The sequence below is a fragment of the Photobacterium damselae subsp. damselae genome, from assembly GCF_038086725.1.
GTDB lineage: Bacteria > Pseudomonadota > Gammaproteobacteria > Enterobacterales > Vibrionaceae > Photobacterium > Photobacterium damselae.
Genome location: NZ_CP146970.1, coordinates 1,096,055 through 1,120,876 on the forward strand (window position 1 = coordinate 1,096,055; position 24,822 = coordinate 1,120,876).

25 protein-coding genes and 1 riboswitch are annotated in these 24,822 nt (G+C 40.4%); of the genes, 16 read left to right on the forward strand and 9 right to left on the reverse strand.

Annotated features, from left to right (window positions below; genetic code table 11):
• Positions 1 to 74: 74 nt before the first annotated feature.
• Both znuB and znuC read right to left on the reverse strand, forming a co-directional pair.
• A complete protein-coding gene (znuB, locus tag WAX86_RS04975; protein ID WP_065170235.1) occupies positions 75 to 860 on the reverse strand; it encodes a zinc ABC transporter permease subunit ZnuB in 786 nt (261 codons plus the stop codon).
• Positions 861 to 871: 11 nt separating this feature from the next.
• The gene (znuC, locus tag WAX86_RS04980) at positions 872 to 1,621 is read right to left on the reverse strand and encodes a zinc ABC transporter ATP-binding protein ZnuC (RefSeq protein WP_065170236.1); all 750 of its coding nucleotides are present in this window, start codon (positions 1,619 to 1,621) and stop codon (positions 872 to 874) included.
• Between the two features lie 96 nt (positions 1,622 to 1,717).
• Between znuC and znuA the strand changes: the two genes are divergently transcribed.
• From znuA to WAX86_RS05005, 5 genes are all read left to right on the forward strand, one after another.
• Entirely contained in the window at positions 1,718 to 2,659 is a 942-nt protein-coding gene (znuA, locus tag WAX86_RS04985) for a zinc ABC transporter substrate-binding protein ZnuA (protein ID WP_138222837.1), read from the forward strand.
• A 2-nt stretch (positions 2,660 to 2,661) separates the two neighbouring features.
• Complete coding sequence (gene mepM, locus WAX86_RS04990; protein ID WP_065170238.1) at positions 2,662 to 4,011, forward strand: murein DD-endopeptidase MepM; 1,350 nt, start codon at positions 2,662 to 2,664, stop codon at positions 4,009 to 4,011.
• 352 nt (positions 4,012 to 4,363) lie between these two features.
• Positions 4,364 to 4,591 carry a FeoA family protein gene (locus WAX86_RS04995; protein ID WP_044176111.1) on the forward strand — a complete coding sequence of 76 codons (228 nt, stop codon included), beginning with the start codon at positions 4,364 to 4,366 and terminating at the stop codon, positions 4,589 to 4,591.
• Positions 4,591 to 6,867 (forward strand): Fe(2+) transporter permease subunit FeoB, encoded by a 2,277-nt coding sequence (feoB, locus tag WAX86_RS05000; protein WP_341489201.1) that lies wholly within the window; start codon positions 4,591 to 4,593, stop codon positions 6,865 to 6,867. The genes WAX86_RS04995 and feoB overlap by 1 nt, the downstream gene beginning before the upstream one ends.
• Positions 6,864 to 7,106, forward strand: coding sequence for a FeoC-like transcriptional regulator (locus WAX86_RS05005; protein WP_036764157.1), 243 nt, complete (start codon positions 6,864 to 6,866; stop codon positions 7,104 to 7,106). Before feoB ends, WAX86_RS05005 begins: the two co-directional genes overlap by 4 nt.
• 79 nt (positions 7,107 to 7,185) lie before the next feature.
• Here the strand turns inward: WAX86_RS05005 and WAX86_RS05010 are convergent, their stop codons facing one another.
• A complete protein-coding gene (locus tag WAX86_RS05010) occupies positions 7,186 to 7,620 on the reverse strand; it encodes an HIT domain-containing protein (protein ID WP_068967976.1) in 435 nt (144 codons plus the stop codon).
• Positions 7,621 to 7,763: 143 nt separating this feature from the next.
• Here WAX86_RS05010 and WAX86_RS05015 point away from each other — a divergent pair, with 143 nt between their 5' ends.
• Complete coding sequence (locus WAX86_RS05015) at positions 7,764 to 8,369, forward strand: DUF924 family protein (protein WP_065170241.1); 606 nt, start codon at positions 7,764 to 7,766, stop codon at positions 8,367 to 8,369.
• Positions 8,370 to 8,481: 112 nt separating this feature from the next.
• On the opposite strand, the gene argS is transcribed toward WAX86_RS05015, so the two are convergent.
• Positions 8,482 to 10,212 (reverse strand): arginine--tRNA ligase, encoded by a 1,731-nt coding sequence (gene argS / locus WAX86_RS05020; RefSeq protein ID WP_065170242.1) that lies wholly within the window; start codon positions 10,210 to 10,212, stop codon positions 8,482 to 8,484.
• 414 nt (positions 10,213 to 10,626) lie between these two features.
• Between argS and WAX86_RS05025 the strand changes: the two genes are divergently transcribed.
• Complete coding sequence (locus tag WAX86_RS05025; RefSeq protein ID WP_065170243.1) at positions 10,627 to 11,211, forward strand: VOC family protein; 585 nt, start codon at positions 10,627 to 10,629, stop codon at positions 11,209 to 11,211.
• Between the two features lie 81 nt (positions 11,212 to 11,292).
• On the opposite strand, the gene purU is transcribed toward WAX86_RS05025, so the two are convergent.
• Positions 11,293 to 12,132, reverse strand: a complete 840-nt coding sequence (gene purU / locus WAX86_RS05030) for a formyltetrahydrofolate deformylase (RefSeq protein WP_341489370.1) — start codon at positions 12,130 to 12,132, stop codon at positions 11,293 to 11,295.
• Between the two features lie 252 nt (positions 12,133 to 12,384).
• On the opposite strand from purU, the gene WAX86_RS05035 reads away from it, so the two are divergent.
• From WAX86_RS05035 to rnd, 7 genes are all read left to right on the forward strand, one after another.
• The gene (locus WAX86_RS05035; protein WP_065170244.1) at positions 12,385 to 14,343 is read left to right on the forward strand and encodes an ATP-dependent DNA helicase; all 1,959 of its coding nucleotides are present in this window, start codon (positions 12,385 to 12,387) and stop codon (positions 14,341 to 14,343) included.
• On the forward strand, positions 14,344 to 15,045 hold the full coding sequence (tsaB, locus tag WAX86_RS05040) for a tRNA (adenosine(37)-N6)-threonylcarbamoyltransferase complex dimerization subunit type 1 TsaB (RefSeq protein WP_036764153.1): 702 nt from the start codon (positions 14,344 to 14,346) through the stop codon (positions 15,043 to 15,045). It abuts the gene before it with no gap.
• Positions 15,046 to 15,104: 59 nt separating this feature from the next.
• On the forward strand, positions 15,105 to 15,395 hold the full coding sequence (locus tag WAX86_RS05045; protein WP_065170245.1) for a hypothetical protein: 291 nt from the start codon (positions 15,105 to 15,107) through the stop codon (positions 15,393 to 15,395).
• Between the two features lie 142 nt (positions 15,396 to 15,537).
• Entirely contained in the window at positions 15,538 to 16,095 is a 558-nt protein-coding gene (locus WAX86_RS05050) for a Slp family lipoprotein (RefSeq protein ID WP_005300180.1), read from the forward strand.
• 6 nt (positions 16,096 to 16,101) lie between these two features.
• The gene (locus WAX86_RS05055; RefSeq protein ID WP_081282879.1) at positions 16,102 to 17,004 is read left to right on the forward strand and encodes an alpha/beta fold hydrolase; all 903 of its coding nucleotides are present in this window, start codon (positions 16,102 to 16,104) and stop codon (positions 17,002 to 17,004) included.
• Positions 17,005 to 17,182: 178 nt separating this feature from the next.
• On the forward strand, positions 17,183 to 18,877 hold the full coding sequence (gene fadD / locus WAX86_RS05060) for a long-chain-fatty-acid--CoA ligase FadD (RefSeq protein ID WP_065170246.1): 1,695 nt from the start codon (positions 17,183 to 17,185) through the stop codon (positions 18,875 to 18,877).
• 165 nt (positions 18,878 to 19,042) lie between these two features.
• Positions 19,043 to 20,191, forward strand: coding sequence for a ribonuclease D (gene rnd, locus WAX86_RS05065; protein ID WP_065170247.1), 1,149 nt, complete (start codon positions 19,043 to 19,045; stop codon positions 20,189 to 20,191).
• 86 nt (positions 20,192 to 20,277) lie between these two features.
• Here rnd and minE read toward each other — a convergent pair whose 3' ends face one another.
• The 3 genes from minE to minC are packed head-to-tail and all read right to left on the reverse strand — an operon-like array spanning position 20,278 to position 22,044.
• Entirely contained in the window at positions 20,278 to 20,541 is a 264-nt protein-coding gene (gene minE / locus WAX86_RS05070; protein ID WP_005300172.1) for a cell division topological specificity factor MinE, read from the reverse strand.
• Positions 20,542 to 20,546: 5 nt separating this feature from the next.
• Complete coding sequence (gene minD / locus WAX86_RS05075) at positions 20,547 to 21,359, reverse strand: septum site-determining protein MinD (protein ID WP_341489202.1); 813 nt, start codon at positions 21,357 to 21,359, stop codon at positions 20,547 to 20,549.
• 22 nt (positions 21,360 to 21,381) lie between these two features.
• Complete coding sequence (minC, locus tag WAX86_RS05080) at positions 21,382 to 22,044, reverse strand: septum site-determining protein MinC (RefSeq protein WP_044176083.1); 663 nt, start codon at positions 22,042 to 22,044, stop codon at positions 21,382 to 21,384.
• 206 nt (positions 22,045 to 22,250) lie between these two features.
• On the opposite strand from minC, the gene WAX86_RS05085 reads away from it, so the two are divergent.
• Together WAX86_RS05085 and WAX86_RS05090 are read left to right on the forward strand one after the other, a co-directional pair.
• A complete protein-coding gene (locus tag WAX86_RS05085) occupies positions 22,251 to 22,529 on the forward strand; it encodes a YcgL domain-containing protein (RefSeq protein ID WP_138241305.1) in 279 nt (92 codons plus the stop codon).
• Positions 22,530 to 22,539: 10 nt separating this feature from the next.
• Positions 22,540 to 23,511, forward strand: coding sequence for a lytic transglycosylase domain-containing protein (locus tag WAX86_RS05090; protein WP_065170249.1), 972 nt, complete (start codon positions 22,540 to 22,542; stop codon positions 23,509 to 23,511).
• A 291-nt stretch (positions 23,512 to 23,802) separates the two neighbouring features.
• Here WAX86_RS05090 and WAX86_RS05095 read toward each other — a convergent pair whose 3' ends face one another.
• Positions 23,803 to 24,198 (reverse strand): H-NS family nucleoid-associated regulatory protein, encoded by a 396-nt coding sequence (locus tag WAX86_RS05095; RefSeq protein ID WP_005300165.1) that lies wholly within the window; start codon positions 24,196 to 24,198, stop codon positions 23,803 to 23,805.
• A gap of 377 nt (positions 24,199 to 24,575) precedes the next feature.
• Positions 24,576 to 24,759: riboswitch (Lysine riboswitch) on the forward strand.
• The last annotated feature ends 63 nt before the right edge of the window (positions 24,760 to 24,822 follow it).

Below are 24,822 nucleotides of genomic sequence, written 5' to 3' on the forward strand. Positions count from 1 at the left end.
TGTCTATTTTTCATAAAATAAAACCCGTTAAGTTATCATCGCTTAACGGGTTTCTTTTTAATTAAATGGTTTATTTAGCGTTCAGATTTTTTAAATTGGCTCAGAACAAAGAGAGCTGCCGCTGAAACAACAACAGATGGACCCGCTGGTGTGTCGTATTGCCAAGAGAGTATTAATCCACCTACGACTGCGATAGCGCCAATAATAGAAGCAAGGCAAGCCATCATTTCTGGACTGCGAGCAAAACGACGCGCCGTTGCTGCTGGTATAATAAGTAGTGATGTAATAATCAACGCACCGACAAACTTCATCGCAACTGCGATAACCAGACCAACCATTAGCATCAGCAATAGACGCATAAGATCAACATTGATACCTTCTACTTGTGCCATCTCTTCATTGATGGTCATTGATAGCAGTGGTCGCCACAACCAAACTAACATCCCGAGAACTAAGACTCCGCCACCATAGATCCAGTACAAATCGGTTGTTGTAACAGCCAGTAGATCACCAAAGAGATAAGCCATAAGATCGATACGAACGTTATCTAAAAAGCTGACTGCCACTAAGCCAAGTGAGAGAGCACTGTGGGCTAAAATTCCCAGTAATGTATCGGTTGCAACCAGTTTTTGCTTTTGCAGTGTCACAAGAATAACGGCTAAAGCTAAACAGCAGATAACTAGTGCTAAATTGAGATTGATATTAAATAAAAATCCCAGTGCGATACCCAATAGCGATGCGTGAGAGAGGGTATCACCAAAATAGGCCATTTTCCGCCATACAACAAATGAGCCTAAAGGTCCTGCGATAAGGGCGATACCGATGCCCGCTGCGAGCGCAGGAAGTAGAAATTCAAGCATAAAGCTGTGCCTTAGTTATGTTTATGGTTATTGCAACAAGATGAAACGGTTTGACCATTAAGGTCATGTTCATGATTATGCTGATGTTTATATACAGCGACTTGATCCCCAAATAAAGCGATATAAGACGGATGTGCTGTAACCGCATCAGGCGTACCTGAACAACATATATGATGTTGTAAGCAGATCACTTGATCGGTTTTTGCCATAACCAAATGAAGATCGTGGGAGACCATTAAGATAGCACAGTTTAATACATCACGAAGTTCTTGGATTAGGCGGTACATTTCAATTTGACCGTTAACATCAACGCCCTGTACCGGTTCATCGAGTACTAATAAATCTGGATTGAGCAAAATAGCTCTTGCCAGCAAGACCCGCTGCATTTCGCCACCAGATAAATTATGCATATCGCTATGGATAAGATGTTGTCCACCCACTTGAGCTAAAGAGTCAATTCGCTGTTCTGCAGTATATTTACCCGCTAAACGCATAAACCGATCAACAGAGAGAGGTAGGCTATCATTAAGGCGTAATTTTTGCGGAACATAGCCAATTTTAATTCCTTTTTTGCGAATGACTTTGCCCGATGTTGGTTTACGCAATCCGGTAATGATCTTTACTAGCGTCGATTTTCCTGCACCATTTGGCCCGATAAGTGTTGTAATTTGCCCTCGCTCGATTTTTAACGAGATATTGTCCAGTACATTTCGCTCTTGAATAGCGACGATAACTGATTGTAATTCAACTAAGGTAGTCATAGGAAAAGATGCTTAATAAGAATTTGCCAACAGGTGATGTTATAATATAACATATCAAAACTTGATACGTAACTAGACATTTTACTGGATTTTTTTATGAGACGCTTACTTTCTTTTTGTGGCGCAAGCGCCATGCTTTTTTCTTCTTTAGCAACAGCTCATGAACTTAATGTTGTCACAACTGTTCAACCATTAAATCTTATTGTGAGTGAACTTACGGAAGGTGTTGCACATAGCGAGGCAATATTACCTGCTGGAACATCTCCTCATGATTATGCTTTACGCCCATCTGACGTAAAAAAGATAAAAAATGCAGATTTAGTGATCTGGGTTGGCCCTCAATTGGAATCTTTTCTTAAAAAAGTACTCCAAGGAAACAGTAAGAATCTTGCACTAACAGAACAAGCAGGGATCGATTTCCGTCATTATGGCGAAGAAGATGAACATGAAGAGCACGAGCACCACCATGAAGATGGTATGGAAAATGCTGAACATGATCATCATGACCATGAGCATCATCATGAAGGAATTGACCCTCACGTATGGTTAGGCCCTAAACAGGCTATTGAAGTTGCAAAAGTGATCACTCAGCAACTGGTTAAGCAAGATCCATTGCACAAAGAACAGTATGAGGCTAACCTCTCTCGTTTCACCTCAGAGGTTAACCAGACAATTACACAGCTTACAAATGAGCTGAAACCATTAGCGGGACATGGTTATTACGTTTTTCATGATGGCTATGGCTATTTTGAAGAGCAGTTTGGACTAAAAAATTTAGGACACTTTACAGTTGAGCCCGATCGTCGACCAGGAGCGAAGACTCTTATGAATATTCGCCAGGCGTTACAAGATCACCAAGCTTACTGCGTATTTAGTGAACCCCAGTTTTCTCCAGCTGTAGTCGATAGTGTTGTTAATGGTACCGAGGTGAAAGTAGGGACCCTTGATCCGATGGCGACAGGTATTGTGGCAGGCAAGGGGGGATATGTTCGATTTTTACAACAACTCGGACAAAGTTTTACCAAGTGTCTTAAATAATAATGAAATTATATCAGGTTGCGGTTTCTTCAATAAAAGGGTTACCACGTCAGCATAAAATTGCACTAGCCTCAACCTCATTGCTAGTTATGGCTGCTCTAATGTGGCAGCCATCTAAATCAACGTATCGTGCGCCAGTTGTATCTGGTGAGCGAGTCGCTATTGATTTGGCGCACGATAACATTGAGGTTTTGTCAGAACAAAATAGTGAACCATTGGGTGTAGTTTTGGATCCACAAGATCCTGAATTTCAAGCACCTAAAGATGATTTAGACAAAGAGCTCGAAGCTGTAAAAGATGAAGAGCATAAGCATAAAGTAGCTTCTGGTGACACGCTAGGGTCTATTTTTTCTCAATATGGATTACCTATCTCTGATATGTACGCTCTTATTGATGCAAATAAAAGTATTCAGCATCTTAAAGTGGGTCAGCAGATGGAATGGTCATTAGACAGTGATGGCCGAGTTAAAGATTTCAGTATTGTTCGTGATCGCAAGACCACGGACACATTTACGCTTACAAAAAAAGGCTATAAATATAAAGCTGTTGAAATTGCAGGCGTTATTAAACCCGTTATTTTACACGGTAAAGTAACAGGAAGTTTTTACAATTCTGCACGCAATGCAGGCTTATCTCCAACACAAATCAAAACCGTTGTTAAAGCATTGCAGTGGAAATTTAATTTAGGCAGTGGAGCGAGCCGCGGTGATCGGTTTGCTATTTCTCTCGATCGTGAATTTATTGATGGTAAACCGGTCAATATGGGAGATGTAAATGCATTCTTTTATAAACACGGCAGTCAAACCTATTTTATTCAACGTTTTGAGGATGACCAATTCTTTGATCAAAATGGACGTAGTTTAAATCGTTCATTTAGACGCTATCCAACAGCGAAACGTTACAGAATCAGTTCGCCATTTAATCCTCACAGACGCCACCCGATTACTGGGCGTATTTCACCACATAACGGTACCGATTTTGCTGTACCTGTTGGTACTCCTGTACTAGCATCTGGTGATGGTGTTGTTGTGAAGTCGCGTTATCACCCGCTTGCTGGTAACTATATTGTGATTAAACATGGCCGTGAGTTTACCACTCGTTATTTACACTTGAGTAAACGTTTAGTTAAGGTCGGAGATCGCATTAAGATGGGACAACGTATTGCTTTAAGTGGTAATACAGGACGTTCTACAGGTCCTCATTTACACTATGAGTTGATCAAAAATGGTCATCCAGTAAATGCGATGAAGGTTCCATTGCCACAATCTGATCCTCTGTATGGCAGTAAAGCCAACAAGTTTAGAAAGGAAGCCAAAGCTGAGTATAAAAAGTTGGCATCAGCAGCGGGTTAATCGTAATAATAAAGATAAGCGTACTATGCTACATAGTGCGCTTTTTTTATGCCTTTTGTTGATTAACAAAGTAATTACAACACTAATTAAAATAGACAATGGCTTAATAATCTTTTAACCCATTTAAACTAAAATATGGATTCTGTTAGATAGTAATATGTTATATGACGAATCAAACATTGTTTATACCAATAACCATACAAAAAACACTACCTTTCCATTTTTGGAATCTTTGTCTTTATTTTTGAGTGGTGTTTTTGTTGATATAAAACAAGATTACTTGATTAAGAATAGGTAAAATCCCCAATTAGAAATGCTAATAATTCTTATTAAGATGGCGATTTAAAACATTATGAAACTGTCAGAGATGTCATGCGGGACAACAGGGGTCGTGACAGGAATGTCTAAACTTCCTACGGCTACACGTAAAAAATTAATGGTTATGGGACTTCTACCTCACACTGAAGTTGCAGTGGTTCGTCTTGCTCCGCTTGGTGATCCGCTACAAATTCGTGTACGCGGCGTTGATATTGCTTTGCGTAAGCAAATTGCTGAAAGTATTGAAGTTGAGGTTAAGTAATGCAGTACCATATTTTAACGGTAGGTAATCCAAACAGTGGTAAAACAACCCTGTTTAATGGTCTGACAGGTGCAAAGCAGCATGTTGGTAACTGGGCTGGTGTCACAGTTGAAAAGAAAACAGGCCGATATGAGCGTGTTGGTGATGAGTTCGTATTAACCGATTTACCTGGAATTTATAACTTAGATAGTGCAAATGATGCAAACAGTCTTGATGAGGCTATTGCTTCTCGCTCTATTCTAACCACTCCTGCTGACGTGATTATTAATGTTGTCGATGCTTCTTGTCTTGAACGTAGCTTATACATGACATTACAGCTGCGTGAATTAGGCCGTCCAATGATTGTTGTACTAAACAAGATGGATGTTCTAAAACGTCAACGTCAAGTCCTTGATATTAAAGGTCTAGAAAAAGCATTGGGTTGTCCAGTGTTATCGCTATCGGCAAACAATAAAAAGCAAGTTGAAGAGTTTAAAGAAAAATTACATAAGATGCTGACTCAAGGCATCTCTGTACATGGTCTGTCTTTAGATTACGGTGTGGAATTTGAGCGTGCTGTTAGTGAATTAGAACCGCTATTTTCTGATGGTGAAGTCAAGGCTCGTGCTCAAGCGATTCGTGTACTAGAAAATGACACCTTGGTTATTAATACCTTAGAAGACGACGATAAATTTAAGGCTTGTAACACTCGCAGTAAATTAATGGTTGATGTCGACCCTGATATCCAAGTTGCTGATATTCGTTATACCTTTTTGCATAATCTATGTCAGAAGGTTCGTCGACAAGAAGGGAAACTGAGTCATAACATTACTGAACGTATTGATAATGTTTTACTAAACCGTCTGTTTGGTATCCCATTTTTCTTTATTGTTATGTATTTGATGTTCCTATTTGCTATCAATGTAGGTAGTGCGTTCATCGACTTTTTCGATATCAGTTTTGGCGCTATTTTTGTTGATGGTGCGCATCATGTTTTAGATGGCCACTTACCTGCATGGTTAGTTACGGTTATTGCAAATGGTGTTGGTGGTGGTATCCAGACCGTTGCGACCTTTATTCCAGTTATTGCTTGTTTGTATCTATTCCTGACAGTGCTTGAAAGTTCGGGTTATATGGCTCGTGCCGCTTTTGTGCTAGATAAAGTGATGCAGAAAATTGGTCTGCCAGGCAAAGCATTTGTACCTCTTGTGCTAGGTTTTGGTTGTAACGTACCAGCAATCATGGCAACGCGTACTCTTGAGCATGAACGTGAGCGTAAACTCGCTGCAGCAATGGCCCCATTTATGTCATGTGGTGCTCGACTACCTGTATATGCACTGTTTGCTGCTGCATTCTTCCCTCACAGTGGTCAGAACGTTGTATTCTCTCTGTATATTCTAGGTATCGTGGTTGCTATCTTTACCGGTCTTGTGCTGCGTAGCACGCTTTACCCTGGTACAAGTGACAGCTTTATTATGGAGATGCCAGATTACGAGTTACCAACATTCCGTAACGTTGTGCTGAAAACATGGCAGAAAGTGAAGAAGTTTGTCCTTGGTGCTGGTAAGACTATCGTTGTTGTTGTTGCGATTTTAAGCTTCTTTAACTCATTAGGGGTTGATGGTTCATTTGGTAACGAAGATTCACCAAACTCTGTTCTATCTAAAACCGCCCAGGTTGTAACACCTGTGCTTGAGCCTATTGGTGTGAAAGCGGATAACTGGCCTGCAACTGTTGGCATTATTACTGGTATTTTCGCAAAAGAAGCCGTAGTTGGTACTTTAAATAGCCTATATTCACCAGAACAAGCAGGTGATGATGCAGAGTATGATTTACTGGGTAGTTTAAAAGAAGCGGTTGAGAGTATTCCTGCTAACTTAGAAGGCATTAACTTCTCAGATCCTCTAGGTCTAAGCGTTGGTGATTTAGATAACCAGTCGGCAGCAGCAGAAGAGCAGGGTGTCGATCAATCGGTCTTTGGTAATATTCAGGCTCACTTTGTAAGTTCTGCCGCAGCAATGGCGTACTTAATCTTTATCTTGCTATACACACCATGTGCTGCCGCTATGGGCGCGTATGCTCGTGAATTTGGTCAGAAGTTTGCTTGGTTTATTGCCGGCTGGACAATGTTGCTTGCTTATACATGTGCAACCTTGTTCTACCAGATTGCACATTTCATGGACCATCCAGCATCAAGCATACTTTGGATCGGATTATTTGTTGCAATCAATGTTGGTTTAATTCTTATCTTTAAACATCAAGGTAAGAAACAACGAGAAGAGTTATTGGCATTATGATTTTACAGCAGCTAAAACAGTATATTGAACAACACGGCCGAACCAGTCGTAAATCTTTAGCAAAACATTTTGCACTTTCAGAAGATGGTGTCGATGCAATGCTTGAGGTGTGGATTCGTAAAGGAATTGTGAGTAAAGAACTGGTTGGCTGCAATAGTGATGGATGTTGCCAAAGTGCAAAAGAAGTTTGGTATCGCTTACTAAAATCAAACGAATTGTCCATTATGGTCATGCGTTAAATAAAGTAAAACAGACTGATTGAAATCAAATAATAAAGGCAATGAGGAAATTATCTTCATTGCCTTTTTTCTTTATGTTTTATGCTGGAATAAAAGTAATTTCAGCTTGCTGTTCTAATTCACTTTGTAGTTCTTCTACTAGTGCTTGCTGTACTGTTTCAGAACGCTGAATTCCCTTGGTGTTACCCCAGATAGGGCCTGGCCATGCGATGTCATCACTAAAGCGGGCAATATGGTGTAAGTGCAGTTGTGGCACTAAGTTGCCAAGAGCGCCTACATTGATCTTTTCTGCTTTATAATCGGTTTCTAATAGTTGAGCTATCAAGCAAGATTCTTTGATAAGTTGAATCTGCTCTTGCTCAGATAGGTGATGAATTTCGCGAAGATTGTCCTTCTTAGGAACCAAGATTATCCAAGGTCCTAGTGCTTCTTTAGCTAATAAAACTCGGCTGAGAGGGAAGTCACCCAATACGCTGGTATCTGCGGCTAGTCGCTCATGCAATGTAAAACTCATTGTGGATACATCCTATGTTTTGCTCTTGTTCACAGGCTAGAAAGAATATTGTTTATTTAGCCACTCTTATGTGAATTTTGACATTATCTTTCAAATAAATACATCACAATTACTGTATGTGTCCTTTTATTTTGAGGTATCAAATGGTTCCAGAGTATCAGCAGGTTTTGGATTTTTGGTTTGGCCCGTTAACAGATGAGCTCACAACAACCAATCGAAATGCGCTATGGTTTACAGGCGGAGAAGAGGTTGATCGTTTAATCACAACGCAGTTTCATCCATTAGTACAGCAGGCAGGGGCTGGGCAATTAAGTCATTGGACTCAAACCCCAAAGGGAACTCTGGCTTTAATTATTTTGCTTGATCAGTTTTCTCGGAATATTTATCGAGGTTTGAGTGCTGCTTTTCGCTATGATTCATTAGCACTTGCAATTTGTCGTCGTGGAATGTCTCAGAATCAAGATGAAGAGCTAACACCAATAGAGCGTGTCTTTTTTTATCTACCGTTAGAGCATTCTGAAGCATTAGAAGATCAAGAAGAGAGTGTTTTTCGTTTTGATCGATTAAGAAACATGGTATCAGCCAAAAATAAGCCCGTATTTGATGGTTTCTATCGTTATGCTGTGAATCATCATGAGGTGATTAAACTGTTTGGACGTTATCCTCACCGAAATGCGGCAATGGAAAGATTATCAACACCAGAAGAGTTGGCCTGGCTGAATCAAGGTGGGCAGAGATTTGGTCAATAATTGATAGATAAGAAGTAATAAATAAGCAAATAAAAAACCTCTACTGTAGCAGCAGAGGTTTTTATTTATCTGTTAAAACAATCCATTAAAGGCTGTTTGTTAAGATTATGGATTACATGCGATCCAGAGTCTTAATACCTAGAAGATCTAGACCTTGTTTGATTGTTTTCGCTGTTAGATGAGCTAGTTTTAGACGGCTCTGCTTAACTTCTTCTTCTGCGTTTAGAATTGGGCACGCTTCGTAGAAGCTAGAGAAAGTACCAGCTAGTTCGAATAGGTAGTTACACATTACGTGTGGGTGACCTTCACGAGCAACAGTTTGTACTGCTTCTTCAAACTGAAGCAGTTTAGATAGCAGTGCTTGTTCTTTCTCATCAGTGATAACGATTGGGTGAGTCAGGTCTGCTAACTCAACACCAGCACGTTTGAAGATAGATGCTACACGAGTGTATGCATACTGCATGTAAGGTGCTGTGTTACCTTCAAATGCTAGCATGTTGTCCCAATCGAAGATGTAGTCTGTAGTACGGTGCTTAGAAAGGTCAGCGTACTTAACCGCAGCCATAGCAACAGTATTAGCAATTTCTGCTTTTTCTTCTGCGCTTAGCTCTGGGTTCTTCTCTTCAATTAGCTTGTTAGCACGCTCTTGTGCTTCATCAAGAAGATCAGCAAGACGAACAGTACCACCTGCACGAGTCTTAAATGGACGACCGTCTTTACCTAGCATCATACCAAATGCGTGGTGCTCAAGAGATACGTTCTCTGGAACATAGCCCGCTTTACGTACGATAGACCAAGCCATCATTAGGTGTTGGTGCTGACGTGAGTCGATGAAGTAAAGTACACGATCTGCGTGTAGTTTCTCATAACGGTATTTAGCACAAGCAATATCAGTTGTTGTGTATAGGTAACCGCCATCGCGCTTCTGGATGATTACACCCATAGGCTCGCCATCTTTGTTCTTGTACTCATCTAGGAATACAACAACTGCGCCGTCATCTTCTACAGCAAGACCTTTTTCTTTTAGGTCTGCAACGATGCCAGGTAGCATTTCGTTGTACATTGATTCGCCCATTACGTTCTCATCAGTTAGAGATACGTTTAGACGGTCATAGTTACGCTGGTTTTGTTTTAGCGTAATTTCAACTAGTTGCTTCCATTTTTCATGGCAGTATTCATCGCCGCTTTGTAGACGAACAACATAGTTACGAGCTGTTTCTGCAAACTCAGGATCTTCATCGTAAAGTACTTTTGATTCACGGTAGAAGCCTTCAAGATCGCTGATGTTCATTGAAACATCTGAGCCATCTTGCTCTTTACGAACCATGTTCGCAATAAGCATACCGAACTGAGTACCCCAGTCACCTAGGTGGTTAGCTCGGATAACATTGTGGCCTAAAAACTCAAGAGTACGAACAACAGCATCACCGATGATAGTTGAACGTAGGTGACCTACGTGCATTTCTTTTGCTACGTTTGGTGCAGAGTAGTCAACAACGATAGTTTGTTCTTTCTCTTTAGCAACGCTTAGACGCTCATCATTTAATGCTTCTTCTGCACGAGCGGCTAACCACTGCTTGTTTAGGAAGATATTGATGAAACCTGGGCCTGCAATTTCTACTTTCTCAGCCATTTCGCCAAGATCTAGATTATCGATAACTTTTTGTGCGAACTCGCGAGGGTTAGTGCCTAGCTGTTTTGCTACGCCCATTACACCGTTAGCTTGGTAATCACCAAACTGAGCTTTCGCAGACTGACGAACCGCTGCTGGGCTACCTGCTGGTGCGCCTGCGGCTTCTAGTGCCTGAGATACTTTGTCATTAATTAGTGCTTGAATGTTCACACGCTTATCCTTCAATTCGTTTATAACGCTAACGAACACATTAGCGGAGTAAAAACGTTACCTTTATCCAAGAAACCGTCAAAAATAATCACGAATATTTTCGCCATTATTGAGCGTTTTTTACTCAGTGAAACTATCGTGAGTATTTTTGACGGGGCCGCCTCACATGATGAGAGTATAGCCTCTTTGATAAAAGGTATGCATTACCCTAATAATACCCACAAGTTAAGGTACTTTGGCAACCCGAAAATCCCTCTTAATGTGATTTTTTTTTCGTTATCTAATTTTGCTGAAAAATATGCATGAGGTTAGATGGTATCTGGCCTGCCATTATCTGGTGTAAACTATAGCAATCCGTAAAATTATGGATAATTATGCATTTTAGGCAGGCGAAATAAGAAATGGAGAAAAAACATGCAAAAATTGAAAGAAATTGGCCTACATCCTGAGCAAATGTTGGCAAATCTGCCTGCTTTTATGAATAAGATCACAAGCTTGTTACAAGAGCTAAATATTTCTCTTACTGAATACAAGGCTGATCACATTGCTTTGCGAGTAAATAATTATGCAGATGCTGAGTTGTTACACCAGGCTTGGCTCGAATATGGTGTTGAATGGTCAAATAATTGGATTAATGGCCGTCCAATTATCGTGATTGGTTTTACGCAGCCATTGCAGGTAGGTGATTGGACTATTGAAGCATTAGAGCTTCCTTACCCTAGTAATAAGACCTATCCACAGCAGGGTTGGGAGCATATTGAGTTTGTTATTCCATCGAATGCGCGAACAACCGATGAGTTAAAGCAGCATTTGACAGAGCAGTTACCAAGTCTTGATTGGTCCGGGCTTGAAGAAAAGCAGGTTAAGGTCAAAGCAAGTTCTCCTGCTGGGGAAAAAGAGCGTTTACCAAATCCGACGATTGCGTTTAAGAAAGATGGAGTGTGTATTAAATTGCATCCTTGCTCTCTTAAAGCTGTGTTAGAAAGTGAGTCTGAATAGCGTTTAAACAAATTGGAATTCGTATCCCTAGCTTAATTGAAGTGCAGGGATACGATATGTTGTGCCGTTATGGGGGGGGCGCTATAAGATGACGGTTCGATTTCCGTGTACAAAAACACGATCATCAAGAACTAAACCTAACGCTTTACTGAGCACTGATTTTTCAACGTCGCGTCCTGATTTTGCCATTTCTGTTGCACTGAACGTGTGATCAACTGGAATGACATTTTGAGTAATAATCGGCCCTTCATCTAAATCATTAGTAACAAAGTGCGCGGTTGCCCCAATAATTTTAACGCCACGCTCAAATGCTTGCTGATAAGGCTTTGCCCCAATAAAAGCAGGTAAAAAACTGTGATGAATATTAATGATCTTATGAGGAAACGCTGCGACAAAATTAGGGGTTAGAATTCGCATGTATTTTGCGAGTACCACATAGTTTGGGTCATATTGCTGCACGGCTTGTAATAGCTGAGCCTCGTGTTCTTCTCGGCTTAAACCTTCGTGGCTAACGTGGTGGTAAGGAATATCAAACTTTTCGGTAAGATTTTGCAGCGTATCATAATTGCCAACAACTGCGGCAATTTCAACATCCAAAGTGCCATCAAAGGCTTTGACTAAAATATCACCAAGGCAATGAGCCTCTTTGGTTACCATGATAACAATACGTTTGCGATCATTGTTTATTAAGCGGCGACAACTTCCATTAGGTAGGGCTTGGTCGAGATCGGCTAAAAAAGTATTGTCGTTAAAATAGCCTTCGAGTTCGGTTCGCATAAAGAATTGATTATTGGTGTTATCAACAAATTCTTTATTATTAATAATGTTGAGCTGATGCTTATGACAGATATTGGTGATTTTAGCGATTAATCCTAGATCATCAGAGCAATCGGTCAGCAGTGTTTTCTTTTCCATTTTCATCCCTGTTTCTATTTCCAAGCCAGAATGTTGAAACTCTGTCTCTATAGTTTGCTGCATAGTTTTCTGCTTGTGGTTATCATTTTTTACTCTGAAAACCTGGCGGGGTCAAAACTTTCTAATTCTTTCTTTGGTCTGACTTTTTAATAAATCGTCGGGAATTTCAAAAAGTAATTAAGCGATAAACTGGCTGGTAATTAGGAAAATTGGCATAATGCTACGTCAAAACCTGTATGGATAACCAATAGTTTTCTTATGATTGCCAAGTTTTTTGCTCCTGGTGGGGCTTTAGCGAAAGCCATTCCTGGATTTCAAGCCCGACAGCCTCAAATAGAGATGGCGACAGCAGTTGCTAATGCGATTAAGCAACAAGGGCAGTTAGTTGTTGAAGCTGGCACCGGAACCGGAAAGACGTTTGCTTACCTGATTCCGGCTTTAGTCAGTGGCAAGAAAACCATTATCAGTACGGGTTCAAAAAGTTTACAGGAACAGCTTTTTCATCGAGATCTACCCTTGATGACTGAAGCGATTGGTTTTACAGGGCCTGTTGCATTGTTAAAAGGACGCGCAAACTATTTGTGTTTAGACCGATTGGCAAGACAAACTGTTGAAAGTCATGGTGTTCATACCGATCCTACACAGTTAACTCAACTGGTTAAGATTCGCTCTTGGTCTTCTGCATCAAAAACCGGGGACTTGGGCGAGTGTGACGAACTGGCTGAAGATAGCCCTATTATTCCGCTTATTACATCCACCAATGATAATTGTCTGGGACGAGAGTGTCCTTATTATGATGACTGCTTTGTAGTGAAGGCTCGTAAGAAGGCGATGGAAGCAGATGTGGTTGTCGTTAACCACCATTTATTTTTGGCTGATCTGGCGATAAAAGAAACTGGCTTTGGTGAATTGATCCCTGAGGCGGATAATTTTATTTTTGATGAAGCCCATCAAATTCCAGATATTGCCAGTCAATATTTTGGTCAAAGCTTTACTAGCCGCCAAGTACAAGACCTAGCAAAAGATATTGAAATAGGTTATCGCACAGAAGCGAAAGACATGCGCCAGCTCCAAAAAACGGCTGATAGATTGGCTCAAGCGGCTTTTGATTTACGCATTATACTAGGGGATCCTGGTTTTCGTGGTAATTGGCGTGAAGCGGTTAAAGTTCCTGCAGTGAGTCGGGAATTAACTCGCTTACAAGATGCGTTGGAGCTGACCTATGATGTTCTTAAACTCTGTTTAGGTCGTAGCCAACTGCTTGATACGGCTTTTGAGCGGGCAACGCTATTAAAGGGCAAACTTAATCGGTTATGTGATACAAGTATTACGGGTTATTCGTATTGGTATGAATGTACTCCTCGCCATTTTAGCTTAAATATTACGCCGTTATCGGTTGCTGATAAATTCCATGAGCAGATTGAACAGAAGAAAGGGGCATGGATATTTACTTCGGCAACACTTGCTGTAGATGGCGATTTTAGCCATTTTAGTCAACGTTTAGGTCTTAAGCCTATTGAACAATTTTCGTTAGAGAGCCCTTTTGATTATCAGCAACAAGCTCTATTGTGCGTACCTCGCTTTTTGCCCGAACCAAATAGCTATGGCTTGGCCGATAAACTCGTGACCATGTTGACACCCCTTATTCAGTCTAATGGTGGGCGGTGTTTCTTTCTTTGTACTTCTCATCAAATGGTTCGAGATTTAGCCGAAGGTTTTCGTCAACGCTTAGATTTACCTGTTCTTGCTCAAGGTGAAATGACCAAACAAAAGTTATTGGCTGAATATTTAGAATTGGGCAATGCACTGCTAATTGCAACTGGGGCGTTTTGGGAAGGGATTGATGTTAGAGGACAAGCATTAAGTTGTGTTATTATCGATAAATTACCCTTTACTGCGCCAGATGATCCTCTGCTTAAAGCCCGAATCGAGGATTGCCAAGTTAGAGGGGGTGATCCTTTTGCTCAGGTACAAATTCCTGACGCTGTGATTACATTAAAACAGGGCGTGGGTCGATTGATCCGTGACGAGCAAGATAAAGGGGTTCTGGTGATCTGCGATAATCGTCTGGTTACACGGCCCTATGGCGCAGTCTTTTTACGTAGTTTGCCACCGATTCCACGAACACGAAGCGTTGATGAAGTGGAGAACTTTTTGTCACTGCTCACCAATAATGATGTTGAGCAAGTAAATGACAACCAACATTCAGAGGCTTGAATGAGCACCAAAATTCTCGCTGTTGATACAGCAACTGAAAATTGTTCTGTTGCCCTTATTATGGGTAATGAGGTTATTGCACGTTGTGAATATGCACCTCGTGAACATACAACAAAGATTCTACCTATGGTTGATAGCGTTCTAGCAGAAGCTGGCGTTAAATTAAATCAACTGGATGCGCTGGCTTATGGCCGTGGACCTGGTAGTTTTACCGGTGTTCGTATCGGTATCGGTATTGCGCAAGGGTTAGCCTTTGGTGCTGATCTGCCTATGATTGGTGTTTCAACACTGGCGGCAATGGCTCAAGGCTCTTATCGTACAGAACAAGCTGAGCAAGTTGTCGCAGCTATTGATGCTCGCATGGGTGAAGTGTACTGGGGACAATACCAACGCCAACAAGATGGGGATTGGGCTGTTCTTGGCGCGGAACTGGTTATTGAACCAAAAGCATTACCTGAGATGGTTCAAACTGAGTCTGGTATCTGGCTAACGGCAGGCACAGGCTGGGAAAGCTATGCTGAAGAGATGAGCAATTTGCCTCTAGAGCTGAAAACGGGTGCTATGCTTTATCCAGAAGCTCAAGATATGGCATTTTTAGCTCAGTTTGCTTTTGCTCGTGGTGAAATGGTTCCTGCTGAAGAAGCAAGTCCTGTTTATCTTCGCGACACGGTAACATGGAAGAAACTTCCTGGCCGCGAATAAGCATATTATTAGGGTAAGTAGTTTTCTGAGCTACTTACCCAGAATATTAAGAGGTGGTTATGCAGATCAGTTCCCGATTACCACAAATTGATGTTTTATCTTCAGCTACGAAAAAAATATCTGGCAAACCAGCTGCAATAGCTCATACCTCTGCTCCTTCGTCCTCATCTCGCTCATCATCTCTCGCGCTTACTCATCATTTATCTAGCGTCCAGAAAACGTATCAACCCGTACAGTATGATCAGGTCTCTCCAAAGGTTGGCTCTGCCCTTAACCATTATCAGCAGGTACTGCACTATGGGGCTAAAGAGCAATTGTCTCAATTAATTGGGGTCGATATTCTGGTCTAATCCCCCCAGTTAATACGAAATCTATTCTCATTATCAGTAGGAACTGCGGAATGAAACCTCATATTTGTGGTCGTAATTGAGAATAAAATTGAACAAGATGTCTATTTTGGCTGATTATTAGACATTTATGATAGGAGAGGTTATGTATAGAACGCTATTTCTTGGGGGGATCTTACTGTTTATGGTAGGCTGCTCCGCCGTGCCAGAAAGTCTACAGACCGCTTCGGACAAGCCGATTACGAATGTGCAGAGTTTGATTGCTACGCCTGAATTAATGCAAGGACAAGAAGTCCGCTTAGGTGGTGTTATTGCCTCTATTAAAAATGAGGAAAATCAGACTCGACTTGAAATATCTGCAATGCCACTTACTTCTGATGGACGTCCAGTTCTTGGCGCGAAACCGCAAGGTCGGTTTATTGCCTATGAAAACGGATTTCTTGAACCAATGGAATATGCGCCAGGGCGTTTAGTCTCAGTGGTTGGACATTTCCGAGGTATGGAAAAAGGCAAAGTGGGGGAGTTTGATTATAACTTTCCCGTGATTGATGCCACAGGTGACCAGATCTGGCAAGTACATCAAGAAGTTAGAATTGATGATGTATATCCGCCTTGTTTTGGTCGTTACTGTCATCGCTATTGGCGTAATTATCCTTACCGAGGACCAATGAGAGGGCAAGTCATTCAACGAGTGACTCCTTAGGTAGATATGGTATTTGATATTCAATTCCAGTTAGCTGAGCTTCAGTTAGCTGGTTTTTGCTCTTTTGAGTTTGATAAAACTAATGGTAGAAAGCAGAGCTCGGTGGCAAAAACTGATGCACCGCTCATTCTGATGCTTCATGGTTGGCAAGATAATGCAGCGACGTTTATCCCTTTAATTCAACATCTTCGTCCTTATTATCAAATGATAGCCGTTGACTTACCGGGTCATGGATTATCACACCACCGCGGCACAGATAATTTCTATCATTTTGTCGATTATCTTGATGATATTTCACAACTGGTTGAACAATTATCCAGTGCTGAGCAGCCTATTATTTTACTGGGTCACTCATTGGGCGCAATTATAGCCAATAGTATTGGGGCTATGATGCCTGAACATATACAGGCAGTGATTGCTATTGAAGGTTTGACTCCTTTATTTGAGAGCGAAAGTAATACACTTAAGCGCTTACAAAAAGGTGTCGCCAGCCGCAAATTGAGTCGTCGTCGCTTACAAAGAGAACCAAAGGGATTTTTGAGTTTTTCAGAAGCGCTTGCGATGAGAGCAAAGGCGAATCAACTCAAACCTGAACTATTGGAGCAAGTAGTCGAGCGTGGATGTTATCTCGATCAGCAAGATTGGTTTTGGCGACATGATCCTAAACTGCGCTGTGAATCGCTATTTCGAATGTCTTCCAATCAAGTGAAAAATATTATCGAAGGCATCGAGTGCCCCGTTTTCTCAATTGTGGGTGAACATGGCTTTGATTATTTACGAGCTCCACAAACATCTCATTCGTGGTTTCGTAATCTAGAACAAGTTCAAGTGAAAGGTGGCCATCATTGCCATTTAGAGAGTAGTGAGGCCGTTGCGCACTATGTAAAAGAGTTTATTTCTAAGACATAGGTGACAACAAAGATTACATCAGTGTGACAATATAGTTATCAACATCAAACTTTACTATTGAAGTTGAGCTTTAACGTACTGATATTCGTATAAATGTGCTGTAATAATCCAATAAACTGTATTTATTACACCAGAATAATAAAGACTATCGCGTCTAATTCTTATAAGGAGAGTGCAAGTGGATAAGGTTTGGCTTAGCCGCTATCCGGAAGATGTACCGGCAGAAATCAACCCAGACATGTATTCATCATTGGTTGATATGTTTGAGCAGTCAGTACAAAAGTATGCAGATCAAACCGCGTTTATCAATATGGGGCAGGTGATGACCTTCCGCAAATTAGAAGAACGTAGCCGAGCATTTGCTGCTTATTTGCAAAATGATCTTAAACTACAAAAAGGTGATCGTGTTGCGGTCATGATGCCAAATTTACTGCAATACCCAATTGCTATTTTTGGTATTTTGCGTGCAGGTTGTGTGGTTGTAAATGTAAACCCACTATACACACCGAGAGAATTAGAACATCAGTTAAACGATGCGGGCGCAAAAGCGATCGTTATCGTATCTAACTTTGCTCATACTTTGGAAGCCGTTGTTAAAGATACAAGCGTTGAGCATGTTATTTTAACCCGTTTAGGTGATCAGCTTTCTCGTCCTAAAGGTACTTTAGTTAACTTTGTTGTTAAATACATCAAGAAGATGGTACCGAAATATCACCTACCTCACGCAACATCTATGCGTATGGCTCTACGCAAAGGTCGTAGAATGCAGTATGTTAAGCCATTTATCTCAGGCGAAGATATGGCATTTTTGCAATACACCGGTGGTACAACTGGGGTAGCAAAAGGAGCGATGTTAACGCACCATAATATGGTATCAAATGTGATGCAGGCTAAAGGTGCTTATGGCCCTGTATTAACCGAAGGTCGTGAGCTGATTGTAACGGCTTTACCTCTGTATCATGTATTTGCTTTAACCGTTAACTGCTTGCTGATTCTAGAAATGGGTGGTCAGAACTTATTGATCACTAACCCTCGTGATATTCCAACCTTTATTAAAGAACTGCAGCGTTATCCGTTTACTGCAATTACCGGTGTTAACACACTCTTTAATGCGTTAGTGAATAACGAAGATTTCCACGAGCTTGATTTCTCAAACCTTCGTCTATCGGTTGGTGGCGGTATGGCCGTACAACGCGCAGTCGCAGAGAAATGGCAGAATATTACGGGTAACTACCTATTAGAAGGTTACGGTTTAACAGAATGTTCTCCGCTGGTAGCTGCTTATCCATACGATCTAACTCAATATAACGGTTCGATCGGTCTACCTGTTCCTTCAACAGAAGTACGTCTAGTTGATGATGAAGGTAACGAAGTCGGTATGGATGGAACGGGTGAGCTACAAGTTCGCGGTCCACAGGTGATGAAAGGTTACTGGCAGCGTCCAGAAGCAACTAAAGAAGTGCTAACTGACGATGGTTGGTTATCAACAGGTGATATCGTTCGCTTCGATGATGATGGTTTCATGCACATTGTGGATCGTAAGAAGGATATGATTTTAGTTTCTGGCTTTAATGTCTACCCGAATGAGATTGAAGATGTGGTTGCTCTACACGGTAAAGTGATGGAAGTGGCTGCAATCGGTCAAGCTCATGATGTGTCTGGCGAGATTGTTAAGCTTTGTGTGGTTAAACGTGATCCAAGTTTAACTCGTGAAGAATTGATTGCGCATTGTCGAGAACACTTAACGGGTTATAAGATCCCTAAAATTGTTGAATTCCACGAAGAACTGCCAAAATCGAATGTAGGTAAAATCTTACGTCGAGTTCTACGTGAAGAGTCAGATAAAAAACTGGCCGAAAAGACAAACGCATAAACAAATGTACCACCCGAAAAAGGGATCGGTTACAATTGTGAATATACAGAGTGCCGGCTAATTAGTCGGCATTTTTTCTTTTTTACCAATGGCATTAAGTAATACAAAAAGGATATTAGGTATTACTTAATGCGGTTGGTTTGGTAACAAAGTAAAAGGTTTATTTTGGAATTTACAATTATTACGACCACAGCCGACTTAAAGATGGTATGCCAAGCGGCGTCTTCTGCGCCTGCTATCATGCTCGATACTGAGTTTGTTCGTACACGTACACTTTATCCTAAATTGGGTTTGATCCAGCTATTTGATGGCAAACAACTCTCTTTGATTGATCCTTTAGCAATTGAAGATATGGAGCCATTATGGGATTTACTTCGCGATCAGTCCGTTATGAAAGTGCTGCACGCTTGCGGTGAAGATTTGGAAGTGTTTCAACATCATGCTGGATGCCTGCCTGTACCTATGCTTGATACCCAACTTATGGCGGCTTTTTTAGGTCACGGTGTCTCGACAGGTTTTGGAGCCTTAGTTAAAGAGTATGTGGGTGTTGAGCTTGATAAAGGTGAAGCTCGCACAAATTGGCTTGCTCGTCCCTTAACAGATCGCCAATTAAATTACGCAGCAGCCGATGTATTTTATCTATTGCCTCTGTATGAAACTTTGTTAGAAAAAGTAGAGGCCGCTGGATATCGTGAAGCGTTAGAGCAAGAGTGTAATGCCACTATGCTTAAACGAGTAAAACAAGCCGATCCAAGCAAAGCGTATTTGAATATTAAGAATGCATGGCAATTAAATCCAAAGCAATTAGCTATATTGCAGAAATTGGCAGCATGGCGTGTATTAGAATCACAAAAACGCGATATAGCCGTTAACTTTATCGTAAAAGAACTGAATTTATGGAAAATTGCTCGCTATAACATTAAGTCCAAAGCGGTAATGGAAAAAGAAGGCTTTGAGCCGATGGAGATCCAACGTCATGCAAATCGTCTATTAAAGATGGTGTATGATGTGGATTCGATGTCAGCGCTTGATTATCCAGATAAAATTCAACGATTGGTCGACTTCGCTGGATACAAACAGGCGGTTAAACGTCTGAAAGATGTCGTAGTTGATGTCGAGAAGAAAACCGGTTTAGCGCCTGAATTTCTGGCATCAAAAAAACAGATTCATCAAGTACTGTCTTGGGCTTGGAAGCATCAATATGCGGAAGATAAACGCCCAGAAATGCTAAAAACGTGGCGAAAACCATTATTTGAAGAGCGAGTAATGGGCTTATTAGAAAAAATGTCGCCTAATTCGGCAAGCTTGAAATAACTAGGATTAAGAATCAATAAAAAACCCCAGGCTTTTGGCTTGGGGTTTATTTTATTTATCGACAGAATGGTAATGCTGCTGACTGATTATTTATCTTCTTCAGGCAACGTTACATTTAATTCTAGAACGGCAAGATCTTCTTCTTTTTGATCTAAGGTTACAACAACCTGTTCTGGGTCAATTGCAACATACTTACGAATAACTTCAAGAATATCTTGTTTAAGTTGCGGTAGGTAAGACGGCGCACCTTGACCCGCAGAACGACGCTCAGCGACGATAATTTGCAGCCTTTCTTTCGCCACACTTGCCGTCGTTGTTTTTTTAGGGCGGAAGAACTCTAGCAAAGCCATGATAATTAGCCTCCAAATAGACGTTTAAGGAAGCCTTTCTTCTCTTCCTCTAAGAAACGGAATGGGCAATCCTCACCCAATAAACGAGCAACAGTGTCTTGATAAGCAATACTTGCATCAGCGTCTTTGTCAAAGATAACAGGTTCACCTTTGTTTGATGCATTCAGTACTGCTTGGCTTTCAGGAATGACACCTAAAAGTGGGATATGCAAAATTTCTTCAACATCTTGAACACTTAGCATATCGCCTTGGTTTACACGAGTTGGGTTGTAACGGGTCAATAAAAGATGTTGCTTAACGGGTTCTTGACCTTGCTCTGCTCGGCGTGATTTTGAATCTAGAATACCTAGAATACGGTCAGAGTCACGCACAGAAGAGACTTCAGGGTTCGTGGTGACAATAGCTTCATCTGCAAAGTACAATGCCATTAGTGCACCAGTTTCAATACCTGCTGGTGAATCACAAATAACAAACTCAAAACCCATTTCGCCTAAATCTTTAAGAACACGTTCTACGCCTTCTTTACTTAGTGCGTCTTTATCACGAGTTTGCGATGCAGGTAAGACAAATAGATTGTCTGTACGCTTATCTTTAATTAATGCTTGGTTTAAATTTGCTTCACCATTAATAACATTAACAAAGTCATAAACAACACGACGCTCACAACCCATAATTAAGTCTAGATTACGAAGGCCGATATCAAAATCGATTACAGCTGTTTTTTTACCACGAAGAGCTAATCCTGATGCGATTGCCGCACTTGATGTAGTTTTACCAACCCCACCTTTGCCTGAGGTAACAACGATTATACGTGCCATCAAATAAATTCCTTATTAAACGTTATAAAGCTAAAGGCTCTATGTTCAAATTATTTTCTGCTAGTGAGATAACGACACCCTTACCCCAGAATTCTGCAGGTATTTTATCACTTAGCCAGTAGCATCCCGCAATGGAAACTAACTCAGATTGTAAATTCTGACAGAAAATTTGCGCCTGATGTTGGCCATTTGCTCCAGCAATAGCGCGACCTCTTAATGTTCCATAAACATGAATACAGCCATCAGCAATAATTTCAGCGCCTGCACTTACATGGTTCATGATAATAAGGTCTGAATTTTTTGCATAAATTTGTTGGCCAGAGCGAACTGGAGTACGAATGATTTTTGTTGGTACCATCTCAGGCTCGGATGCTTGCAACTGACGTGCTGCATTCATAATAGCAAAACCATTTTGTTTTGCTTTATCTTGCATCTGAGGATTTTTACATCCGCTGATCCCAACAGGAATCATTCCTGCTTTCGTTATTCCTGACTTTAATTGGGCAAAATCAATCTTACTGCCCGCCTGCGAAATATCAATCACTAATGGCGCTGATGCGAAAAAGTTTGGCGCTCTATCAACTTTTTCTTTTAGTTGTGTCAATGCGGTCGTTATATCGCCATCATTGAGATGAAGTGCCGAGAGTGTAAAAGAACTCCCTTTTAATTCTGCAGATTTAGTCATATTGAAGCTAAATTAGCCAATCCTGTCCGTTATCACAAAGGTACTTAGCATGGTATATTCCTAAATCCTTTCGGGCAAGTTATCCTTGCCAAGACTGTGTAAATTCAGATCTGTCTCTCACCCAAATATGAGGAATAGATCATTAAATTGAATGTTTTTGATAAAATAGAGTCTATAAATCTAGTAGTTTAACGGTAGTAAATATCATGTTGTGTGCCATCTATAAAAGTTTAAAGAAAGAGAACACGTACCTATATATTAGTAAGAAAGATGATTTTTCATCAGTGCCAGAAGCACTACTTACTACATTTGGTAAACCACAATTTGTGATGGTATTAAATTTAGCTGGTCGAAAATTAGCAATTGCTGATGTCGAGAAAGTTAAAACTGCATTGGTTGAGCAAGGGTTTTATTTACAAGTGCCGCCGCCAGTGCCTAATTTGTTAGAAGAATATAAAGCGGCAAACGCTGCGGTAAAACCATAATAAGGTCATTATGAAAAAGCGACTAGTTTCTGCTCTTGTAGCATTTGGATTAGGGATGTCATCATCAGTTTTTGCAGCTGATGCAGGATTTGATAAATATGTGGAAGGCTTAAAGGCAGAGGCGCGAGAAAAAGGAATTTCAGAACAGATTATTAATGAAGCGTTTACGGGTATCGAATTTAAGCATCGTGCTGTTAAAGCCGATAAAAATCAGCCAGAGAAAAAACTAACGCTTGATCAATATATCCCAAGAGCAGTACCTCAATGGAAAGTAAAGCAAGCTAATCGTTTATATCGCGAACATTACACCGATTTACAACGTATCGGTAAACAATTTGGTGTTCAGCCTCGCTTTATTGTTGCGCTATGGGGCGTTGAAAGTAATTTTGGTAAATTTACTGGCAAATATAATGTGGTTGAAGCTTTAGCTACTATGGCTTATGAAGGACGCCGTGAAGCTTTTTTCCGAGGCCAGGTTATGGATGCATTGCAAATATTGAATGAAGGTCATATAAAACCTTCTGAAATGAAAGGTTCATGGGCAGGAGCAATGGGCCAGCCTCAATTTATGCCTAGTTCTTATTTAACCTTTGCTGCTGATGGAAATAATGACGGGAAAGCCGATATTTGGAATACAACAGAAGATGTCTTTGCCTCTGCTGCTAATTATCTGCATAAATCTGGTTGGAATGATGAATATACTTGGGGACGTCAAGTTAAAGTACCAACAACATTAAATTCGGCACTTATTGGTGTTGAAAGGGACAAAGGTAAAACTTTATCGCAATGGCAAGCTTTAGGTGTTCGCACTGTATCGGGTCAGCAATTACCAACAGAAGATATTCAAGCATGGTTAGTTCAACCCGATGATCAACATGGACGAGCATATTTGATCTATGAAAATTATCAAACACTATTAAAATGGAATCGATCTCACTATTTTGCTTTAGCTGTGAGTCATTTAGCTGATCAAATACGGTAATATATTTTTAAAGGCTGAGTGAAGACTCAGCTTTTTTATATCATGAGTTTAGCTGCATACATTACGAGATATATAATAGTGTAATAAAAAGTAACAAGAAGTCATGATTGATATTGAACAAATGATTTGCAATTACTTCGATACGACGAATAGATAAGAAGAGTAATAGTCTTTTGGTTGGATATAAATAGTTGTAATAAACGAAGCTGTTTTGAAATGATGTGAATGTTTATGTTAACAATACAATATAAAAAACCCGGCATAAAAGCCGGGTTTTTGTATTGAGAATGATTAGATCTCAAACTCTTCAAGAGATTTGCCTTCATCAAGTGCTTTTTTAAGAGCACTTGGAGTACGGCCTTGACCTGTCCAAGTTTTTTCTTCACCGTTTTCATCGATGAATTTATATTTAGCAGGACGAGCAGCACGCTTTGCTTTTGGTGCTTTAGATAGTGAAGCTAGTAATTCTTCAGGATCAATACCGTCAGCTAATAGCATTTCACGGTATTGCTCTAGTTTCTGGTTACGCTCATTTTCTTTAGCGATTTCTTCAGCTTCAGATTCTTCACGTTCGCTAACAACTGTCTGTAATTTTTCTAGAGCTTCTTGTAGTTGTTCTAGAGTGTATTCACGAGAAAGTGCGCGAAGGCTACGAAGATTTAATAGCGCTTTCATTGCATCAGACATTTATATTTCCTGTTTGTTATATATGGCTACTGGAATAATAATAGCAGCGTTAAATTATATTTGACAATAATAATACTATTATTATTTTAATGCTAGTGTCTGCCATCTATAAATAATCATTTATTGTTACGAAAATTTAAGTATTCATCATTATGAACTCGTTGCAAAGTGGGCTGCATTAATAAAAGACTATCCATATATTTATATTAATAACACATGCGGTTAATTTCATAATCATTAGAAGATGCTTGTTTTGTCTATAAGGAATAATTCTGTGTTTTTTATAAATAGCTGCAAAATTATTCACTAAACACTGTCATTTTTTCATTCTAAGTTGTTGCAAATGAGCTGACATTACGTAGAATGAAATTTCCTTGACTAAGGGTAGAGGTGCATTGTCTATAAGTAACTAACTCGAGGGTGATTCCATTGACGGTTAGAGAAAGGAGCCAATGCCGAAGTAAGAGAAGGGTATCAAACCCTCTTGCTGGGGTTGTGTCGAATAGGTACAACACTGCCATAGTAAAATTTTAATATTAACTATGGAGCGCTACTGTGGGGTCAGGAGAGGGTTAACCTTCTTTCCTTTTCTCTTCTTGATAAGACTAAGTGTTTATCAATGAC

Coding starts and splice junctions, on each gene's coding strand:
- znuB (WP_065170235.1), bottom strand. CDS start 860: ATGCTTGAATTTCTACTTCCTGCGCTCGCAGCGGGCATCGGTATCGCC.
- znuC (WP_065170236.1), bottom strand. CDS start 1,621: ATGACTACCTTAGTTGAATTACAATCAGTTATCGTCGCTATTCAAGAG.
- znuA (WP_138222837.1), top strand. CDS start 1,718: ATGAGACGCTTACTTTCTTTTTGTGGCGCAAGCGCCATGCTTTTTTCT.
- mepM (WP_065170238.1), top strand. CDS start 2,662: ATGAAATTATATCAGGTTGCGGTTTCTTCAATAAAAGGGTTACCACGT.
- WAX86_RS04995 (WP_044176111.1), top strand. CDS start 4,364: ATGAAACTGTCAGAGATGTCATGCGGGACAACAGGGGTCGTGACAGGA.
- feoB (WP_341489201.1), top strand. CDS start 4,591: ATGCAGTACCATATTTTAACGGTAGGTAATCCAAACAGTGGTAAAACA.
- WAX86_RS05005 (WP_036764157.1), top strand. CDS start 6,864: ATGATTTTACAGCAGCTAAAACAGTATATTGAACAACACGGCCGAACC.
- WAX86_RS05010 (WP_068967976.1), bottom strand. CDS start 7,620: ATGAGTTTTACATTGCATGAGCGACTAGCCGCAGATACCAGCGTATTG.
- WAX86_RS05015 (WP_065170241.1), top strand. CDS start 7,764: ATGGTTCCAGAGTATCAGCAGGTTTTGGATTTTTGGTTTGGCCCGTTA.
- WAX86_RS05025 (WP_065170243.1), top strand. CDS start 10,627: ATGCAAAAATTGAAAGAAATTGGCCTACATCCTGAGCAAATGTTGGCA.
- purU (WP_341489370.1), bottom strand. CDS start 12,132: ATGAAAATGGAAAAGAAAACACTGCTGACCGATTGCTCTGATGATCTA.
- WAX86_RS05035 (WP_065170244.1), top strand. CDS start 12,385: ATGATTGCCAAGTTTTTTGCTCCTGGTGGGGCTTTAGCGAAAGCCATT.
- tsaB (WP_036764153.1), top strand. CDS start 14,344: ATGAGCACCAAAATTCTCGCTGTTGATACAGCAACTGAAAATTGTTCT.
- WAX86_RS05045 (WP_065170245.1), top strand. CDS start 15,105: ATGCAGATCAGTTCCCGATTACCACAAATTGATGTTTTATCTTCAGCT.
- WAX86_RS05050 (WP_005300180.1), top strand. CDS start 15,538: ATGTATAGAACGCTATTTCTTGGGGGGATCTTACTGTTTATGGTAGGC.
- WAX86_RS05055 (WP_081282879.1), top strand. CDS start 16,102: ATGGTATTTGATATTCAATTCCAGTTAGCTGAGCTTCAGTTAGCTGGT.
- minE (WP_005300172.1), bottom strand. CDS start 20,541: ATGGCTTTGCTAGAGTTCTTCCGCCCTAAAAAAACAACGACGGCAAGT.
- minD (WP_341489202.1), bottom strand. CDS start 21,359: ATGGCACGTATAATCGTTGTTACCTCAGGCAAAGGTGGGGTTGGTAAA.
- minC (WP_044176083.1), bottom strand. CDS start 22,044: ATGACTAAATCTGCAGAATTAAAAGGGAGTTCTTTTACACTCTCGGCA.
- WAX86_RS05085 (WP_138241305.1), top strand. CDS start 22,251: ATGTTGTGTGCCATCTATAAAAGTTTAAAGAAAGAGAACACGTACCTA.
- WAX86_RS05090 (WP_065170249.1), top strand. CDS start 22,540: ATGAAAAAGCGACTAGTTTCTGCTCTTGTAGCATTTGGATTAGGGATG.
- WAX86_RS05095 (WP_005300165.1), bottom strand. CDS start 24,198: ATGTCTGATGCAATGAAAGCGCTATTAAATCTTCGTAGCCTTCGCGCA.